Genomic DNA, 17,106 nt, shown 5'->3' on the forward strand with positions numbered 1-17,106 from the left:
GAACGCGCCCACCGCTTCCGCCAGCGCATGCGCCTCCGCCTGCATCTGCGCTGTTCCCAGGTTGATCGGTAGCCGACCGATCTCCTGCTGCCACCTCGGGCGCAGGCTGCAGATCCCGGCCATGAGAGCCAAAGCCGACAGCGCCGCCGCCAGCGATGCAATGCGTCGCCAGGTGATCCGTTGTTGGCAGTCACGGTCTGGCTTGAACGAGGTATCTGTCATCACGACTCCGCCAACGCGGGCCACAGGCCGTGTCCAACGCTCATATGGCGGACAGGCTCCACTCGAATACGCTCCCATCCGCTCTTCCTGCGGTGCAGAAGGTAGAGGACGCGCATCGCCGTCCCTCCACTGCACAGATCCGAGGCGACCGATGCCATTGCCCAGTTCCCCTCCTGGCTGAACACAGGACGCTGCAGATAGACAACGCCCAGATCGGGATTGCCCGGGCCACCCGTGCATCCCTCGATGCCACGCGCACGCCGTTGCTGAAGCTCGTCCCACGTCATCCGTTGCGCTCGCACATGCGCAAGCTCAAACGCAAGGTCGGGTACGCGTACAGCCCGGCGGTTCGCAACCTGCAGCATCGACTCCAGATGCTGCTGCAGTTGAAAGGACGCCGCACTGTCATCATCACGCCATTCCACGACGCTGTGACGAACCTGGCAGACAGGGGCGGGGTCTCCTTCGCCACAGGTAGGCGCAGTCCATTCCATCACGACAAATGGCATGTCGGGCTCCCAGCCGCGCGGCTCGAAGTGTGCTGGCGCGACATCTTCCAGCGGCACTGCCGCGGTCGCGGATCCACTGTTACCGGTCAGCATCGGGGAGAAGATTCCCTTGATTGGAATCGGTGGTTCCGGCGGCTTCCCTGGTGGTGTCGGTCGCAGGTCGATGAGCTCTGCCATCACTTCGGCCTGCATCCGTGCCGTTCCCAGATTGATCGGAGGCGGGCCGACTGCCTGCCGCCATTGCGAGCGCATGCTGACGATCAGCGCTACGACTGCAACCATCGATAGAACGACCGTTGTGGCCAGGACGCGTTTCCGTGCAATGCGCTGTCGCATGAAGTTCCTGGAAGAAATGAAGCAGGTTGGGATATCGGCCGGGGACGTGACGCTACAGCGCTTGAATGACCTGCAGCAGATGGGTCGCATCTGGCGCGAGTTCCTGCGCGAGCCCGCCCAGCACCACGAAGAACAGCAGCAGGCCGAGCAGCGGCCAGATCGTGTGCGTCACGCATACCCGCCACCACCCCTGCTCGTGCATGCCCTGCATGCGCCGGTACAGGCCACTGGCGATGGCCGCGTCCACCAGCAATTCGGCCATCAGCACCGGTGCCGACCACACCACCCACACGCTCGCCAGCAGGACGGACGCCACCAGCGCGACGATGCCGAGGATCGCCAGCAACGGCAGGCCTGCTTCGTCTTCGGCCAGGCCGGTCAACGGCAGCTCACCGGCATCGCCGCCGCCGGCCTGCGCCGACTCATTCCACGAAGCTGACGCGCCGCCACCTCCAGAACGGCCACCGACGCCGCCCCACGGTGATTCCACGGCACTTCCGCGAGGCGAAGGGCTGCCACTGCCCACATCCGGCGACAGGCCATCCAGCACGTTGTCCCAGCGCCAGCGGATCCAGATCCACATCAGCAGCAGGAACACGCCATAGGCCAGCAATACGGCCATCGGGTAGCGAAGCAGCATCGCGTCGATGCCGGCCAGACGCAGCAGATGCGAGGCAAGAAAACCGGCCGCACCGGTCAGGGCCACGATCAGCGCCATCTGCAGGCATGGCCAGCCGCGTTCCCGCAGGTGTTGCCGTGCGCGCACAAGCTCACCGGCACGGTTCACCGGCAACTTCAGCGGGCTCCGCGCAAAGAAACGGGTGCGTTTCATCGGCGCCACCGGGTGCCGCGGATCGTGGAAGCTCAAGAACCTGATACAGCATGCGGACATCCTTGCCGGGCACGCGCGGGGGGTGTTGCGCGGATTCTACCGCGGCCGGGGCCTCTGTCCAGGCGACGGGCCGAGGCCATTGATCATCAACTGCGGTCGACGATCCGCACGATGCGACCGTCCTCAAAAGCGAACTCGCTGTGTCCCTGCAGTGCCAGTTCCGTACCCGCGCCGGGACCATCGGGAATGTCCTGCGCGAACACGCCACGCCAGCCGATGCTGGCCAGCACCACGCCATCCTTGAAGATCAGCTCCAGCAACCGCTGCTCGCGCTCGCGGAACAACGGCGCCGATTGCCGTGCCAGTTCGCCGAAGGCATCGATGCCTTCGGTGACCATCGTCAGCTGCCCACCGCTGTGGTTCTCGAAACGCACGTTATGCGCCAGCACCGCCAGCATGGCGTCGATGTCGAAGCGGTTGTAGGCCTGCAGGTAGTGCTCGATCAGATGGCGGCAGTGCGATTCGTCCACGGCGGTGTCCAGTCAGGGCCTGCGCCAAGTCTCCCGCGACCGTTCAGCCGTATCAAGGAGGCGCGGCGGCCTTCAGCAACTGCGCGGCCACCTGGTCGAACGGGGCGATGTCCTGCAGTGCGCGGCACATCGCCACCGCACCTTCCACACTGGCAATCACCAGATTGGCCAGCCCACCCGCGGCGACCGGATCGTGGCCGTCGGCGATGAACGCTGCGGCCAGATGGGCCTGCCAACGTGCGAACACTTCAGCAGCTGCTGCACGGGGCTGGCTCGGCACTGCCTCCACCGGCTCCTCCACGGCAGCGGCCAGTACCGGGCAGCCCGCCCGGAACCCGGAGCGCAGCAGGCGCTCGCGCCACATTGCCAGGAACTGCTGCAGGCCCTGCACCGCCCCTCCCTTCAACAGCTCGACGAGAAGCGCCTCCACCTTGTCGCCGGCCATGTAGGTGGCGCGCGCCAGCAGTTCCTGCTTGCCGCCAGGAAAATGGTGGTAGGTGGAGCCCAGCGGCGCCTCGGCCAGCTTGGTCACCTCACGAATGCTGGTGGCATTGAGGCCTACCCGCGCCAGCATCTGTGCTGCGGCATCAATCACCCGTTGCGGGGCATCAGAGGGTCGTGGGCTCACGGCGATCGCCTTGCTAAGACAGTCGTCATAGATTAGCGTACCGGCCGTTCTATAACAGTCGTCATAGCCATGAATCTCTGGTTCCGCCTGCTCCATCTGCTGCTTTGCAGCCTGTTCCGGCCGAAGCTGGAGGCCCCGTTCGGGGTCTCGCGCCTGCAGTTCCGTGTGCTGCCCAACGACCTGGACAGCAACCTGCACATGACCAACGGCCGCTACTGGAACATCTTCGATCTGGGCCGGCTGGACCTGATCCTGCGCATGGGCCTGGGCCGGGTGGCGCTGCGCGAGAAGTGGGCGCCGATCGTCGGTGCCGGCACCATCCAGTTCCGCCGCGAACTCAAGCCGTTCCAGCGCTTCACCCTGGAAACGCGCCTGGTGGGCTGGGTCGGCTCGCGCGGCATCATGGAGCAGCGCGTGCTGATCGGGCCCGAGCAGAAGATCGCCACCCGTGCGCTGCTGGTCACCGGCATCTACGACCGTCGCGCGCGCCAGTTCCTGGGCATGCCGAAGATGATGGAAGCGATCGGCGTGGTCGCCCCACCGTCGCCGTCGCTCAGTGCAGCCGCCGAGGCGTTGCTGGCGGCCGATGCCGCGTTGAAGCTGGACGATGCCTGAGGCACGTCACCCTACCTTCGGCATGTTCTTGGTCACGCAATGGATGCCACCTCCGCCGCCGGCGATCGCATCGATATCCACCTGTTCGATCACGCGGCCGGGATACAAGTCCTCCAGCAGTTCACGGCAGTAGCCATCGGCTGCGTCGTCACCGAACTGCGGCGCGACCACCGCGCCGTTGATCGGCAGGTAGTTGATATAGCCCGTCGCCAGATCGTCGTTGTCGCGGGTATGCACGTTGTCGCGCCCGTCCAGCGGCGGCGGCAGCGTATGCACCTGCAGGCGACGGCCATCGGCATCGGTGGCCTCGCGCAGGATCTGTAGATGTTCGCGGGTCAGGTCGTAGTCGTAGGACTCCGGATCATTGTCCAGGTTGGCAATCACTACACCCGGGCGCACGAAGCGCGCATAGAAATCCACATGCGCGTCGGTGATGTCCTCGCCGGCGATGCCGGGCAGCCAGATCACCTTGCGCAGGCCCAGGTGATGCTTCAGCTCGGCCTCGATCTCCGCGCGCGACCAGTCCGGATTACGGATGCGGTTCACCCAGCAGCTTTCGGTGAGGATGGCGGTGCCATGGCCGTCGACTTCGATGCCACCGCCCTCGCCCACCAGATCGCTTTCCAGCAGCGTCGCGCCGGTCACCTGTGCCAGCCAGGGCGCCACCGCGCCATCGTTGCGTGCGCTCTGCTTGCCTCCCCAACCGTTGAAGTTGAAGTCGACCAGCCCCAGCCCGCCCCTGTCGTTGGTGACGAAGCAACCGCCGTAATCGCGCACCCATATGTCATCCAGCGGCACCTCGAGGAACTCGATGTTGTCGCGGCCGCAGCGGTCCTGCGCCTGCTTCAGCTGCTCCGGGCGGCACAGCACGCTGACCGACTGGTGGCGGGCGATGGTACGGGCCAGCCGCGCCACGGCGGTGTTCACCGCATCGGCCTGCGCGCCCCACACCCGCGGTTGCGCGGCAAAGGCCAGAAAGACACGTTCCTGCGGCCCGTGCTCGTCCGGCATGCGCCAGGGGCCCGCAGCTGGCTCCGCTGCGGATACGCGAGCCGGCAGCCCCGCCAGACCGAGGGCGGCCAGGCCGCCAAGACCGGCGGCGCCCGCCAGCTGGGTGAGGAAGTGACGACGGCTGCTCATGACGGGCTCCAGGGCCGGTGTGGAATGGAAGCTATGCTGCGCTTGCCCATCCATAAGAACAAACGATAGATTCAGCCATCAATTGAACAGTTTTACTTACCTGAAATGCTCAAGCATTGGCCACCGCTGAACGCGTTGCGTGGTTTCGAGGCCGCCGCCCGCCTGGGTAGTTTCCACAGGGCCGCCGAGGAACTGCATCTGACCCAGTCGGCCATCAGCCAGCAGATCCGGGGCCTGGAAGCCTCGCTGCAGCAGCCGTTGTTCTTCCGGCAGGGCCGCAGCGTCACCCTCACCGACGCCGGCATCGACCTGCTGGAAACCACCCAGTCCCTGCTGCGGCAGCTGGCCAGTGGCATCCGCCGGCTCGATCAGTACCGCAAGCCGAATCAACTGATCGTCAACACCAGCCCGGCCTTTGCGCGCCATTGGCTGGTGCCACGCCTGGCCGGGTTCCATCGCCTGCATCCCGGTGCCGACCTGTGGCTGCTGACCAGCGAGGAAGCGCCGGACATGACCACGCAGACGCTGGACGTAGCGGTACGCGATGACCTCGACTCACAGGCGCAGTGCCAGCACCGCGTGCTGCTGCAGGACCGCCTCTATCCGGCCTGCCATCCGGCCCTGCTCGCCACACCGGTGCACGAACGACTGACCCTGCATGGCGAGCGCGAAATGGATTGGAGCCAATGGCAGGTGCAGGGCGGCACCGATGTCGGCCAGCGCCGTGAGGGCATGAATTTCTCCGAGCCCGGGCAGCTGCTGGATGCCGCATGCCAGGGCCTGGGGATTGCCCTGGTCAGCGAGCTGCTGGCGGCACGCGCCTGCGAGCAGGGCCTGCTGCAGCCGCTGGATGAGGCACGCGTGCGTGGTCCGCGCTGGAGCTGGCTGGTGCATGAGGACAGCACCGCCGATCCGCTGGTGATCAGTTTCTGCGAGTGGCTGCTGGCGAGTCTGCCCGCGGGAGCTACTTCTGCTGCAGCGCGCGCTTGACCGCCGCTTCGGCCAACGGCGCCATCACTGCATAGCCCTTCGCCGTGGGATGCACGCCATCCTCGGCCAGCTGCGGATCGAGGCCACCAGCCGCATTGGCCATCGGCGTGTAGTAGTCCAGATAGACCAACTGCTTCGCCTCGGCATAGCGCTTCAACGCCGTATTCAATGCGCGCACCTTCGGCGCAGGCGTGATGCCCGGCATCCACGGGTACTCGCTCACCGGCAGCACGGAGGCCAGCACCACGGCGATGCCATGTGCACGGGCCAGCTCCATCATCGCGTGCAGGTTGTCTTCGATCATCGCCTGCGTGGACGGGCCGGTGTTGCCGGCGATGTCGTTGGTGCCGGCCAGGATCACCACCACCTGTGGCTTCAGTGCCAGCACGTCCTGCGGGAAACGCACCAGCATCTGCGCCGTGGTCTGGCCACTGATGCCGCGGTTGAGCCAGCCCTTGCCGGGGAAGAAACCGGCACTGCCTTCCCTGCCCCAGCCCTCGGTGATGGAGTCACCGAAGAACACTACGCGTGGCTGGCCCGGCACTGCCGCAGGCAGTCGCGCGTTCGCGTCACGATAGCGTTGCAGCTGCGGCCAATCGGCCAGGCGCTGCTGCATGAAACGAATTTCGTCGGGGCGCAGCTGGTCGATCGGCGTCTGCAGCAGCGGATTGACTGCGACGGCTTCTGCAGCGCCCAGCGGAGAAGCCAACGCGAGGCCCAGCGTCACGACGGTGGCAGCGGCAAGCTCAACAGATCCACGCATGCGAGTACTCCTGAAATCATCTTCCGCAGTCTAACGCCCCGCCCTGTGCTCAGCGTGCAGCCGCAAGCGCCGCCACACCCGTGACTTTCGCCGGCATCCACATGCCCGGCGTCCAGCCGCTGGCAGCCAGGATCGCCTTCGGGTTGTCCTGCTGGATCAGCGCACGCACCGCATCACGCTTGTCCTTGGCCTGCAGGTAATAGGCCTTGGCGATGCGGTAGCCCACCCAGTACCCGAGGTCGTAAGGCTCCTGCGAGCCCGGCTTGTAGTTGTACAGCCATGGCGACAGATCGGTGCTGTCCAGATCCAGCGCGAACGCGCTTTCGATATGCACTTCCCGGCCACGGGTCCAGGCCGCGTGGCGCCCGTTGCCGACGTTGCCGGAAATCAGTTCGGCGATGAACTCGGCGATGCCCTCCCCCAGCGAAACACGCAGCACCGTCGCATGCGGGTCGCCCGGCTCGAAGTCGGTCAGGCCCGTCTGCTGGATGTGCACGTACTCGTGCGCAATCACGTGCACGAAGCGGTCCTGCACATTGGGATTCATGAAATCGGCTGCGCACAGCGCTTCCAGGCCGATGATCACCCCGCTTTTCGAGGTCAGCCCGACCGGACGGCCACGGCCCACCGCGATGGTCACCGGCGGAAACGCAGCCTGCGGGTAGATCGCCTGCAGGTTGGAAAACACCTGCGTCAGGCGTTGTTTCACCGCTGGCAGTTCGGCCAGGCAGCTTCGTCCCTGCGCATACAGTTCCGGCTGGTTGGCGATGGACTCGGCAATGCGCTCGGGGGTGACCCGGCGCGCCTTCGCCAGTTCGGCCAGGCCCGCCGAACCCTCGGCCATGTATCCACGCAACTGCGCAACGCTGGGTTTGCCACCTGCGTTGTCGTACAGCGCGTAGAAGCGACTGACATCGTCAGTGACAATCTGAGGCCCGGCCGGTACCGCCGCCGTGGCCATGCCAACTGCCCCGGCACAGGCCAGGGCCAACAGGCCGCGCAGGATCATGGACATCGCTCCGTCCTTGGTGGAGTGCAGGCGAAGCGCGCAATCTATCACCCCGGCCCGGCCGCCGCAGCAAGCAGATGCGGGCACTCCGGCGCTGTGCCAGACTCGATTCGGCACCTGCCACGGAAGATGGAGCACCCCGCGATGATGATCGTTCCCGCGTACTGGGCTGAAGCCCGCCTGCAGGCCCGCCTCCGTGGCCGGCCGGTGGTGGTGCGCCGCTTCGGCTGGTCCGACGAAGGCCCTGCAGAGGCGCAGGTGCACGCCGACCGCCGCGCCAACGAAGCCCTCAATGCCATCCTCGCCGGGCAGGCGCTACCGCGCCGCGAAGTGCGCAGCAACTACGGCGTGGAGGGCGTGCCGATCCGCGAGCAGATCGTGCAGCGCGACGGCGACGTCATCATCACCCGCAACAGCTATGGCGCACTGTGCCTCAACAGCCCGGACGTGCTGTTCGCCGACATCGACCATGCGCAGCCGCCAGCCGGCTGCGTGATGCCGGCCATTGTTGCGGCGGTCGTGCTGCTTGCCGGCGCCGTCACCGGCACGCTGCTGTGGCACTGGCTGGTGGGGCTGGTGCTGGGAGTGGCGGCGGTAGTTCTGGTCAATGCCGCATTGCTGTTGCGCCGCAGGCAGCGTCTGGCCGCCGCCGGGGGTGCCGAAGGGCTTGCGCTGCGGCGCGTGGAAGTCTTCAGCGAACAACACCCCGACTGGCATCTGCGCGCTTACCGCACGCCTGCGGGACTGCGCGTGCTGGCGATGCATGCCACCTTCTCGCCCGAGGACGAGCAGCTGCAGGCGTTCTTCAAGGCACTGGGCACCGACACCTTGTACGCGCGCATGTGCCGACTGCAGCACTGCTTCCGTGCGCGGCTGACACCGAAGCCGTGGCGCGTCGGCCTGCGTTATCGCATCCGCCCGCCGGTGGCCGCGTGGTCCGCCGAACAGGCCAACAACCCGGATCGTCTGGCCTGGATTGCGGAGTACGAAAAGAAGAGCGCCGGCTTCGCGGCCTGCGCTTATCTACGCAGTTTCGGCGATACCACCCGGGTGCATGCCAAGGCAGAACATGTGCGCGACCTGCATGACCGGCTGTCGCGCGCGCAGGACCGCCTACCGCTGGCGTGAGGGCGGGTACTCAGTCAGCGCTCTGCACGAACGGCTGCCCTGCCAGGGTAGTGCCCAGCCGCACCGCGATCTGTTGACCGTCCTTTTCGAAGATCGTCGCACATTGCTTTCCATCCTTCTGGCATCCGACTTCCGGAAAGCCGTCCAGCGACTCCGGCGCGCCCTGCGCAGGTTTTGCCCGCCAGCCTGCGGCATCCAGCAGGCGCTTGGCCTTGGCGTAAGGCATGCCGGCGATGATCCCCAGCTGCGCCAATTCGGTGGGCAATGGCTGCGCACCTGCAGTTGAGACCAGGACCAAGGACAACGTTGCAGCAAGAAGGATGGCTTTCATTGCACCGACCTGGAACGAGCTATCAGGTTCAGCCTAGACCATTTGCGCGGCGTGCGAATGTGCCGGTAACACGTCGTTACCGAGTCTCCACAGTTGATTGCAGAGCACCTGCAACTGTTTACAGGCCAACGGATAGCCGAGCGTGGGCTCGGCTCTACAGCAGGATGCAGGAAGGCCGCCCGAAGGCGGCCTTCTGCAAAGCGGTCGAGCAGGCTCGACGCTACTTGGCGTTCTTCACGTAGGTGTCGAACCAGTTCAGCATTTCCGCCACCAGCTGCTCGTTCGATTCCAATGCGGTGTACCAGTGCGGTTCGTTCGGCAGCATCACCAGGCGGGTGGTGCCGCCGTTGCCGCGGATCGCCTGGTAGAGCTTGCGCGACTGGAACGGCTCGGTGCCCGGGTTGGCGTCGTCTTCGCCATGGACCAGCAGCAGCGGCAGCTTGATCTTGTCGGCATAGAAGAACGGCGAGGCCTTCAGGTACACGTCCTGCGCCTGCCAGACAGAGCGGCGTTCGTTCTGGAAGCCGAACGGGGTGAAGGTCTTGTTGTACGAACCACTGGTCGCCACACCGGCCTTGAACAGCTTGGTGTGCGCAATCAGGTTGGCGGTCATCAGGCCGCCATGGCTGTGACCGGTCACGCCGATGCGGTTGCGATCGACCACGCCCATGTCCACGGCCTTGTCCACCGCCGCCTTGGCGTCGGCTTCCAGCTGCTCCAGGTAGGTGTCGTAGGCGTTCTTCGGGTCACCCACGATCGGGAACGAGGCGTTGTCGATGATCGCGTAGCCGGCCAGCAGCATCAGGCGGTACGGCTGCAGGCGGGTGAAGGTCTGCTGCGAACCGGACACCTGGCCGGCCTGCGCGGCGTTGGCGAAGTCGGCCGGGTACGCATACAGGATCGCCGGCACGCGCTGGCCCTCCTTGTAGCCCGGCGGCGTGTACAGGGTGAACGACAGGTCCACGCCGTCGGCGCGCTTGTAGGTCACCAGCTGCTTCTTGATCTGGCGCACTTCCGGGGTCGGGTCGACCAGCTTGGTCAGCGCGGTCGTGGTGGACGCGAACTGCGCCTCGCCGGCCTTCGCGTCGGCCACCGCCTCACCCTGCTGGCGGATGAAGGCATTCGGCGGATCGATCACCGACTGGTGCCAGGTCAGGTAGCGCCCCGGCGTGTTGCTGAAACCGAGGAACTGTTCGTAGGCATCGGCACTGCTGCGGAACAGGCGCTCGCTCTTCAGCGTGCCCAGGTCCAGGCGGTCCAGGAACGGACGGTCGCCCTGCGGCGACGCGCCACGGCCGCTGAGGAACACATGGTTGCCCTCACGGCGCACGACCTGCGCGCCATTCGACAGGCGGGTGAAGACCAGGTTGCCGGGGTTGCCGTACAGCTCATCGCTGGACATGTCCCACAGCAGGCGGCCTTCCTTCTTCGGCTGGTCCACATCGACGATGCGGGTCTGCATCCAGTGGCGGTTCTCGTCGTTCTCGAACTGGAACGCCACGGACGGATCGGCGGACCACGCAAAACCTTCAAAGCGCTGCGTAGTGCGGGTGATTTCGGTCGGCTTGCCGTTGAACGGCGCCTTCAGCATCAGCACGCGATCGCGATGCGGCACGTTGACCTTCCAGTCGCCCTTGTCCAGCGCTTCGGCATAGACCAGGGTGGCCGGATCGGTGGCACGCCAGTCGAAACCGCGCGGACCTTCCGGTACGCCGTGCACCGGCACGCGGTCGGCCAACGGCAGGCTGGCGATCGGCGTGGACTTGCCGCTGGCGATGTCCAGCACGGCCACGTCGTTGGCGAAGCGCTGGTAGGTCACCGCATGCGAATACGGTGCCTTGATCGATTCGGTCAGCACGTGCACGCCATCGGGCGCGGCGCTGACTTCATTGAACAGCGCCGGTTGCCCGACCGGGCGCACGCGGTTGGCGACGGTATCGACCACGGCCAGCTGCGAAGTACCGTAATAGGCGAACAGCTTCTCGTCATGGACGCTGGTCAGCGTGTCGCGGGCTTCGTAGGTGCTGCTTTCGCCGCTGCTGCCCAGCGACTCCTGCGCGTCCGGACCGGTCGGCACGCCGCCATTGGACGGCGCCGGGCCCTGATTGGCCGGGACCAGCTTCACCAGCAGATTCTGGCTGCCGCCCAGCCACTGCACGGTGTAGCCGAAGATCGGGTTCAGCTGCACGTTCGGCACCTGCTTCACCTGGCCGGTGGCCGCATCGCCCACCCACAGCTGCACGCTGGTATCGACCGCATTCTGGAAGGCGAAGTGGCTGCCATCGGCCGACCACAGCGCGCCGGTGGCGCAGCCCTGCGGCAGGTTGACCTTGGTCTCCTTGCCGCTGCCGATATCGACCAGGGTGAAGTCGGCCACGCAGGCCGGAATGCCGTAGCCACCGGGGGTGTCATGGCGGCTGCGGTTCTTCGGTTCCAGGCGCACGCCGGCCAGCTTCAGATACGGCTGGGCGACACGGCTGATCGAAGGGTAGGTCTGCGCAGTGGTCAGCAGCAGGCGCTGCCCCCCCGGGGCCACGTTCGGCGCTGGCGGCGGCGGCGCCTTCAGCACCTTGAGCAGGTGTTCCGGTGGCTTGGCGTAGTCGGCAAGCGCCGGGCCAGCGGCCAGCAGGCCGGCGGTGGCGACGGCAACGGCCGCCGCCAGAGAGGTTCGACGGATCAGCATCCTTATCCCCTGGAGTGTGAATGGGTACCCGGAATCGGGCATGGACCCGAATCTAGCACCGCAGGGGTTGTCGTGAATGGGCCGGAAGGGCTAGTGGCCGGATGGGGCAAAGTGCAGCTCCGGGAGGTGCCGGGGAACTGCCGGCACCTGCCAGGCATGGCTTGGCACTACTGCTGCGCGTGCAGGTCCCAGGTGGCCAGGTAGTCGGGGTCGACCACGATCATGCCACTGGTGTGCATGCGGTACTCCCCGGGCTCGGCTGGCTGGTACTGGTCCAGCATCGGCGGCAGGTAGCGCTCGTGGCCATCATTCTCGTCGGCCAGCACCACGCCCTCGTCGGCGCTGATGCGCAGCACCGTGCCGGCATACTGCTCCAGCCCCTTTACCTGGCCGTCGCCGCCATAGCGGGTCACCCCTACCAGTACGACCTTGCCGATCATTTCCTCGACCTTGGCGTCGTCCAAGGGCGGCAGCATGGGAGTGAATTCGTCGCTCATCGGTGCACCTCCGTAGCCTGCAGGACATCGTGGATGAGGTTTCCGCTTCGCAGTGCGCGTCGCTGGCAGCCGAGCAAATGCCCGGCCTGAAGCCTCTGCATCGAGAGTGCCAGTACGCCCATGAACCCAAGGGTTCCTGGAGCACGATGCTGCCATCACAGGCGGAAGGGACAGGTGAAGGCCGAACTCGGTCCTCGCCGATCAGGGGGTTGCACCTGCGCCACGCTAGAATGCGCCCATGCGCACCGTACATGCCCTCCGCTACATCACTCCCTTGCGGGAAGGTGGCTCCCTGCCGGCCGTGGTCGAGACCGACGACGACGGCATGGCCGTGCTGAAGTTCCGTGGCGCCGGCCAAGGCCCGAAGGCGCTGATCGCCGAGCTGATCGCCGGCGAAATGGCGCGCACGCTGGGCCTGCCGATTCCGGAAATCCTGTTCGTGGAGCTGGACCGCGAGTTCGCCCGCACCGAACCGGACCCGGAAATCCAGGAGCTGATCCGTGCCAGCGAGGGCCTGAACCTGGGCCTGGACTACCTGCCCGGTGCGATCAACTACGACCCTGCGGCGATGCCGGTGGATGCCGATCTGGCCTCGCGCATCGTCTGGTTCGATGCGCTCACCAGCAATGTCGATCGCACCACGCGCAATCCGAACCTGATGGTGTGGCATCGAAAGCTGTACCTGATCGATCACGGTGCGGCCATGTACTTCCATCACGACTGGGCCAACGCCGGCGATGCCTGCGAAAAGCCGTTCGTGCTGATCCGCGACCACGTGCTGCTGTCGTTCGCCAGCCGCATCGCCGAGGTGGATGCCGAACTGGCCGCGCGCCTGACCGATGCCGAGATCGAGCGCATCGTCGGCCTGGTGCCGGACAGCTGGCTGGTCAACGAGCCGGCATTCGACAGTCCGCAGGCCTATCGCCAAGGCTACGTCGACTATCTCAAGCATCGCCTGAAAGTGCGTGCGGTGTTCGTGCAGGAGGCCATCCGTGCCCACGCTGCACACGTATGACTACGCGGTCATCCGCGTGGTACCGCGGGTGGAACGCGAGGAATTCATCAACGTCGGGGTGATCGTCTCCTGTCCTGGCGCGCGTCATCTGGAGGCGGCCATCGAGATCGATCCTGCGCGCCTGCGCGCCTTCGCGCCGGCGCTGGACCAGGAGGCGCTGCAGCCGTGGCTGGATGCGATCGTGGCCATCTGCCGCGGCGACGCCAGCGCCGGCCCCATCGCGCAGCTGCCCGCGCGAGCGCGCTTCCATTTCCTTACCGCCAAGCGCAGTTCGGTTGTGCAGATGTCGAGCACGCATGTGGGCCGCACTGCGGACCCGGCGGGTGTGGTGGAACACTTGATGACGAAGATGGTGCGGGTACCGGCACCAACCGCGTAGCGGCAACTGGTAGAGTCGACTGTTAGTCGACTAACGCGCGCAGCGCGGGCTCTTCGGCGGCATCGAGAAAGGCAGTCGACTGACAGTCGACTCTACCCGGTCGATTTTACCCAGTCGGTCCCATCACCATGCGCGTTCGCCTGCGGATTCAAGCTCGCTCAACGGCCAGCGGCACCATCCATACGGATGGTCACCGATCTGCGCGGCAAGACCGGCTCGAACGGGATTTGCCAGAATGTAGCAAGCGTGCCTGTGAAGCGACGCATCACTGCGGATTGCATGATCGTAATAGCCAGCCTGCCAGATTGCACCCCGGCTCCCTCGCCGCCGGTTGATTAGAAAGCTGCTGCGCGCCTTGAAGCGCTGCACGCAGTAGCCCAACGAGTGACTGCGAAGTTGAGCCAGCCAGTGAATGTGATCCGGCATGATGATCCAGGCAAGTGATGCAGTCAGGCCTTCCCGATCCATCGATCCGAGGAGCTGCATGGCAAGGTGGGCATTGGCAGGGCAATCGAATACGCGATAGCGATTCCGGCACACCATGGTGATGGTGTAGACATTGCCGGCGATGGATCGCCGCCCGGAAAGCAGTTGGGGACTTGGCATGAGTTCGAGAATGCCCGCCCGCATGGATTTCCGGCATCGGTTCCCTGCCAATGCCAGAATCAGGGATCCTCTCGATACAGCGTCAGGGTATGTGGAGTCGCCTGGGTGGAGTCGCCCGGGTAGAGTCGACTGTTAGTCGACTATCGCGCGAAGCGCGGGCTTTCCAACGCGGAAGAGAAGAGCGGTCGACTAACAGTCGACTCTACCCAGTCGACTCTACCCAGCCGGCTTTACCCGTCGGCCCTATCTCGGCAACGCAAACGCCATCACGTAATCGCCGTTCGGGGTTTCCATGAAATGGTGGCCGCCGGCCATGATCACTACGTACTGGCGCCCGCCCTGCTCGTACACCATCGGATTGGCCTGGCCGCCCGCGGGCAGCTTGGCATGCCACAGTTCCTTGCCGGTCTTCAGGTCAATGGCACGCAGCAGGTCATCGGTGGCAGCGGCGATGAAGATCAGGCCGCTGGCGGTGATCACCGAACCACCATTGTTCGGCGTGCCGATCTCGATCGGCAGGCCGGAACGGATGCCGAACGGTCCGTTGCCGCGCGCACTGCCGAATGGACGGTCCCACAGCAGCTTGCCGGTACGCAGGTCGATGGCACGGATACCGCCATAGGGCGGCTGCTTGCACAGCAGGCCGGTGAACGGCAGCCGCCAACCAGCGTTGACCTGGATGCCATACGGCGTGCCCACCTGCGGGTCGCCCGCGCCTTCTGCACCGCCCTTGTCGAACCGGATCTTCTCGCGTGGCAGCCAGCCCAGCCGGTCGGCCTCGGCGCGTGGCACCAGCCTGTTGTAGTTGGGCATGTCGTTGTAGTTGGCCACGATCACGCCGCGGCGCGTATCGATGGACACGCTGCCCCAGTCCGAGCCGCCGTTGTAGCCAGGGTACTCGATGGAATGGCGCTCGCTGCTCGGCGGCGTGTAGAAGCCTTCGTAGTACGCCTTGCGGAACTGGATGCGGCAGACCAGCTGGTCGATCGGGGTGATGCCCCACATGTCGCGCTCGGTCAGGTCATGTTCGCGGCGCAGCGTGTGGTACAGCGAAAACAGCTGGGTGGGTGAACGCTGCTCGGGTTCGACGCCGCCGACCGGCACCTTGCGCTCTTCGGCGGCGGTAAGCAGCTGGCCGTTGCGGCGATCGAGGATATAGAGGTCGCCCTGCTTGGTCGGCAACAGGATCGCCGGCACCTTGCCCGCCGCCGTCGGGTAGTCGATCAGGCTGGCCTGCGAACCCAGGTCGTAGTCCCACACATCCTTGCGCACCGCCTGGAAATGCCAGACCGGCTTGCCGGTGGCCACGTCGATCGCCACCAGCGAGGTTGCATAGCGGTTCTGGCTCTCCGTGCGCGAGCCACTCCAATAGTCTCCCGCAGAATTGCCCAGCGGCAGGTAGACCAGCCCCAGTGCTTCATCACCGGTGGCGGTGGTCCACATGTTGGGTGTGCCGCGCGTATAGGTCTGCTCGCGCGGCGGCAAGCCGCTGCGCTCGGGCTGGTCCATGTCCCATGCCCAGCGCAGCTTGCCGGTGATGGCATCGTAGGCCTGGATCACGCCCGAGGGCGCATCGCGGCGCTGTCCGTCGAGCACCTGATGACCGGTCACGATCACGCCGCGCACGATGGCCGGCGGCGAGTTGATCGACACGTAACCCGGTGGCACCTCGCCCATGCCCAGAGTGATGTCGACCTGGCCGTTGTTACCGAAATTCGCGCAGGGACGGCCGCTGTCCGCGTCCACCGCGATGATGCGACCGTCCAGCGTGCCTTCGATGATGCGCGCCCAGCATGCCGGACGACTGCCCGGTGCAACACTGCGGGTGATGCTGGGCGGCGGTTCCGGCAGCGCCAGATCAGCGGCGACATCGGCCAATGCCGCATCAGCAACGGTCGGCGTGCTGGGCTGCTCGTAATAGCTCACACCGCGACAGGCAGCGGTATAGGGAATCGAAGCATCCTTCACCCTTGGATCGAACCGCCACAGCTCCTTGCCGCTGGCGGCGTCGAGTGCGATCAGGCGGTTGCGCGCGGTGCACAGGTACAGGCGATCGCCAATCTTCAGCGGCGTGGTTTCCGCGCCCCAGCGCTTCTTCGGCATATCGCCGGTACGGAACTGCCAGGCCGGTTGCAACGTGGCGACATTGGCCGGGGTGATCTGCTGCAGCGGCGAATAGCGGGTGGCCGCATTGCTGCGGCCCCACGCCGGCCAGTCGCCCTCGGCGGGCTGGTCAGCCGGCTGCAGGCCCGTGGTATCGCGCGTAGGTTCCAGTCCGGCGCTGACCGCGCCTTCCGGGAACGGCAGGTGCCCGTCCACTTCACCATGCGGCGCAAAGGCCAGGCCGAAGGCAGCTACGAACACCAGCATCAGCACGCCCGCCACGCTGCGCGACAGGCGCTTGGACACCGGTTCGCGCAGGGTCGGTGCGAGCAGCGCCACCACGATGCCCAGGGCCGTAACGAGGCCCAGACGCGGCACCCAACGCCAGTAGTCGCTGCCCGACTCCCACCAGGTCCACAGCAGTGTGCCGATGAACACCAGCGCGTACAGCAGCGCGCCGCTGCGACGGTTGCCGAACAGCAGGAGGCCGCTGGCCAGCAGGCCGAGCCCGGCGATGGCGTAGTACGCCGAGCCGCCAAGGCTGAGCAGCCATGCGCCGAGCCCGCCGATGACCAGGCCGAGCACGACCAGCAACAGCGACAGCACGGTCACCAGCGGATGGCGCGGGGTTCGGACAGGAGCAGGATCGGACGGCGGCGTGACGGACATCGTCGATCTCCGGGGGCAGCATGCGCCCTTATCCCACCGCCGGCGTGAAGCGCGCGCGTATGTGTGGCGTCCGGTTACGACGACGCCGGCACAGGGCCGGCGTCGTCGGGTACTTCAGGCT

Annotated in this window: 17 protein-coding genes and 1 pseudogene; 5 read left to right on the forward strand and 13 right to left on the reverse strand. The window is 66.0% G+C overall.

Annotation, left to right across the window (positions count from 1 at the left end; all coding sequences use genetic code 11):
- The 5 genes and pseudogenes from G5A07_RS10745 to G5A07_RS10765 all read right to left on the reverse strand — a co-directional run.
- Positions 1–222 (reverse strand): annotated as a pseudogene (locus tag G5A07_RS10745) (hypothetical protein); the annotation flags it as partial.
- Complete coding sequence (locus G5A07_RS10750; RefSeq protein ID WP_191863304.1) at positions 222–1,067, reverse strand: energy transducer TonB; 846 nt, start codon at positions 1,065–1,067, stop codon at positions 222–224. The gene G5A07_RS10750 and the pseudogene G5A07_RS10745, both read right to left, overlap by 1 nt.
- Positions 1,068–1,119: 52 nt before the next feature.
- Complete coding sequence (locus G5A07_RS10755) at positions 1,120–1,899, reverse strand: hypothetical protein (RefSeq protein WP_191863305.1); 780 nt, start codon at positions 1,897–1,899, stop codon at positions 1,120–1,122.
- A gap of 146 nt (positions 1,900–2,045) precedes the next feature.
- Positions 2,046–2,429 (reverse strand): nuclear transport factor 2 family protein, encoded by a 384-nt coding sequence (locus G5A07_RS10760; RefSeq protein ID WP_019660343.1) that lies wholly within the window; start codon positions 2,427–2,429, stop codon positions 2,046–2,048.
- A gap of 52 nt (positions 2,430–2,481) precedes the next feature.
- The gene (locus tag G5A07_RS10765; RefSeq protein ID WP_029379700.1) at positions 2,482–3,057 is read right to left on the reverse strand and encodes a TetR/AcrR family transcriptional regulator; all 576 of its coding nucleotides are present in this window, start codon (positions 3,055–3,057) and stop codon (positions 2,482–2,484) included.
- A gap of 69 nt (positions 3,058–3,126) precedes the next feature.
- On the opposite strand from G5A07_RS10765, the gene G5A07_RS10770 reads away from it, so the two are divergent.
- Positions 3,127–3,672: a thioesterase family protein gene (locus G5A07_RS10770; protein WP_010480517.1), complete on the forward strand. Its 546-nt coding sequence runs from the start codon at positions 3,127–3,129 to the stop codon at positions 3,670–3,672.
- A gap of 6 nt (positions 3,673–3,678) precedes the next feature.
- Here G5A07_RS10770 and G5A07_RS10775 read toward each other — a convergent pair whose 3' ends face one another.
- On the reverse strand, positions 3,679–4,812 hold the full coding sequence (locus G5A07_RS10775; RefSeq protein WP_191863306.1) for an agmatine deiminase family protein: 1,134 nt from the start codon (positions 4,810–4,812) through the stop codon (positions 3,679–3,681).
- A gap of 105 nt (positions 4,813–4,917) precedes the next feature.
- Here G5A07_RS10775 and G5A07_RS10780 point away from each other — a divergent pair, with 105 nt between their 5' ends.
- Positions 4,918–5,802 (forward strand): LysR family transcriptional regulator, encoded by an 885-nt coding sequence (locus tag G5A07_RS10780; protein WP_191863307.1) that lies wholly within the window; start codon positions 4,918–4,920, stop codon positions 5,800–5,802.
- Here G5A07_RS10780 and G5A07_RS10785 read toward each other — a convergent pair.
- Both G5A07_RS10785 and G5A07_RS10790 read right to left on the reverse strand, forming a co-directional pair.
- A complete protein-coding gene (locus tag G5A07_RS10785; RefSeq protein WP_010480510.1) occupies positions 5,777–6,565 on the reverse strand; it encodes an SGNH/GDSL hydrolase family protein in 789 nt (262 codons plus the stop codon). The two genes, G5A07_RS10780 and G5A07_RS10785, sit on opposite strands and share 26 nt — an antisense overlap.
- Positions 6,566–6,614: 49 nt before the next feature.
- The gene (locus G5A07_RS10790) at positions 6,615–7,580 is read right to left on the reverse strand and encodes a DUF2268 domain-containing putative Zn-dependent protease (protein ID WP_191863308.1); all 966 of its coding nucleotides are present in this window, start codon (positions 7,578–7,580) and stop codon (positions 6,615–6,617) included.
- A gap of 138 nt (positions 7,581–7,718) precedes the next feature.
- Here G5A07_RS10790 and G5A07_RS10795 point away from each other — a divergent pair, with 138 nt between their 5' ends.
- Positions 7,719–8,702: a hypothetical protein gene (locus G5A07_RS10795; RefSeq protein ID WP_191863309.1), complete on the forward strand. Its 984-nt coding sequence runs from the start codon at positions 7,719–7,721 to the stop codon at positions 8,700–8,702.
- 10 nt (positions 8,703–8,712) lie between these two features.
- On the opposite strand, the gene G5A07_RS10800 is transcribed toward G5A07_RS10795, so the two are convergent.
- The 3 genes from G5A07_RS10800 to G5A07_RS10810 form a co-directional block, all read right to left on the reverse strand.
- Positions 8,713–9,033, reverse strand: coding sequence for a hypothetical protein (locus G5A07_RS10800; protein ID WP_043398514.1), 321 nt, complete (start codon positions 9,031–9,033; stop codon positions 8,713–8,715).
- 220 nt (positions 9,034–9,253) lie between these two features.
- Positions 9,254–11,716: a prolyl oligopeptidase family serine peptidase gene (locus G5A07_RS10805; RefSeq protein ID WP_171954511.1), complete on the reverse strand. Its 2,463-nt coding sequence runs from the start codon at positions 11,714–11,716 to the stop codon at positions 9,254–9,256.
- 167 nt (positions 11,717–11,883) lie between these two features.
- Positions 11,884–12,213 carry a hypothetical protein gene (locus G5A07_RS10810; protein ID WP_010480503.1) on the reverse strand — a complete coding sequence of 110 codons (330 nt, stop codon included), beginning with the start codon at positions 12,211–12,213 and terminating at the stop codon, positions 11,884–11,886.
- A 238-nt stretch (positions 12,214–12,451) separates the two neighbouring features.
- On the opposite strand from G5A07_RS10810, the gene G5A07_RS10815 reads away from it, so the two are divergent.
- The gene (locus G5A07_RS10815; RefSeq protein WP_010480502.1) at positions 12,452–13,228 is read left to right on the forward strand and encodes a HipA family kinase; all 777 of its coding nucleotides are present in this window, start codon (positions 12,452–12,454) and stop codon (positions 13,226–13,228) included.
- A complete protein-coding gene (locus tag G5A07_RS10820) occupies positions 13,206–13,607 on the forward strand; it encodes a DUF3037 domain-containing protein (protein WP_191863310.1) in 402 nt (133 codons plus the stop codon). Before G5A07_RS10815 ends, G5A07_RS10820 begins: the two co-directional genes overlap by 23 nt.
- A 123-nt stretch (positions 13,608–13,730) precedes the next feature.
- Here the strand turns inward: G5A07_RS10820 and G5A07_RS10825 are convergent, their stop codons facing one another.
- Together G5A07_RS10825 and G5A07_RS10830 are read right to left on the reverse strand one after the other, a co-directional pair.
- Positions 13,731–14,237, reverse strand: coding sequence for a transposase (locus G5A07_RS10825; protein WP_100050680.1), 507 nt, complete (start codon positions 14,235–14,237; stop codon positions 13,731–13,733).
- Between the two features lie 219 nt (positions 14,238–14,456).
- Positions 14,457–16,985 carry a membrane-bound PQQ-dependent dehydrogenase, glucose/quinate/shikimate family gene (locus G5A07_RS10830; RefSeq protein WP_134958625.1) on the reverse strand — a complete coding sequence of 843 codons (2,529 nt, stop codon included), beginning with the start codon at positions 16,983–16,985 and terminating at the stop codon, positions 14,457–14,459.
- Positions 16,986–17,106 lie beyond the last annotated feature (121 nt).

The organism is Stenotrophomonas sp. AS012628, assembly GCF_010608305.1.
In the GTDB taxonomy this organism is placed as follows: domain Bacteria; phylum Pseudomonadota; class Gammaproteobacteria; order Xanthomonadales; family Xanthomonadaceae; genus Stenotrophomonas; species Stenotrophomonas geniculata.

Excerpts from the sequence above, each read along its gene's own strand:
- G5A07_RS10750 (WP_191863304.1), bottom strand. The coding sequence starts at position 1,067 with ATGCGACAGCGCATTGCACGGAAACGCGTCCTGGCCACAACGGTCGTT.
- G5A07_RS10755 (WP_191863305.1), bottom strand. The coding sequence starts at position 1,899 with ATGAAACGCACCCGTTTCTTTGCGCGGAGCCCGCTGAAGTTGCCGGTG.
- G5A07_RS10770 (WP_010480517.1), top strand. The coding sequence starts at position 3,127 with ATGAATCTCTGGTTCCGCCTGCTCCATCTGCTGCTTTGCAGCCTGTTC.
- G5A07_RS10775 (WP_191863306.1), bottom strand. The coding sequence starts at position 4,812 with ATGAGCAGCCGTCGTCACTTCCTCACCCAGCTGGCGGGCGCCGCCGGT.
- G5A07_RS10780 (WP_191863307.1), top strand. The coding sequence starts at position 4,918 with ATGCTCAAGCATTGGCCACCGCTGAACGCGTTGCGTGGTTTCGAGGCC.
- G5A07_RS10785 (WP_010480510.1), bottom strand. The coding sequence starts at position 6,565 with ATGCGTGGATCTGTTGAGCTTGCCGCTGCCACCGTCGTGACGCTGGGC.
- G5A07_RS10790 (WP_191863308.1), bottom strand. The coding sequence starts at position 7,580 with ATGTCCATGATCCTGCGCGGCCTGTTGGCCCTGGCCTGTGCCGGGGCA.
- G5A07_RS10795 (WP_191863309.1), top strand. The coding sequence starts at position 7,719 with ATGATGATCGTTCCCGCGTACTGGGCTGAAGCCCGCCTGCAGGCCCGC.
- G5A07_RS10800 (WP_043398514.1), bottom strand. The coding sequence starts at position 9,033 with ATGAAAGCCATCCTTCTTGCTGCAACGTTGTCCTTGGTCCTGGTCTCA.
- G5A07_RS10805 (WP_171954511.1), bottom strand. The coding sequence starts at position 11,716 with ATGCTGATCCGTCGAACCTCTCTGGCGGCGGCCGTTGCCGTCGCCACC.
- G5A07_RS10810 (WP_010480503.1), bottom strand. The coding sequence starts at position 12,213 with ATGAGCGACGAATTCACTCCCATGCTGCCGCCCTTGGACGACGCCAAG.
- G5A07_RS10815 (WP_010480502.1), top strand. The coding sequence starts at position 12,452 with ATGCGCACCGTACATGCCCTCCGCTACATCACTCCCTTGCGGGAAGGT.
- G5A07_RS10825 (WP_100050680.1), bottom strand. The coding sequence starts at position 14,237 with ATGCGGGCGGGCATTCTCGAACTCATGCCAAGTCCCCAACTGCTTTCC.
- G5A07_RS10830 (WP_134958625.1), bottom strand. The coding sequence starts at position 16,985 with ATGTCCGTCACGCCGCCGTCCGATCCTGCTCCTGTCCGAACCCCGCGC.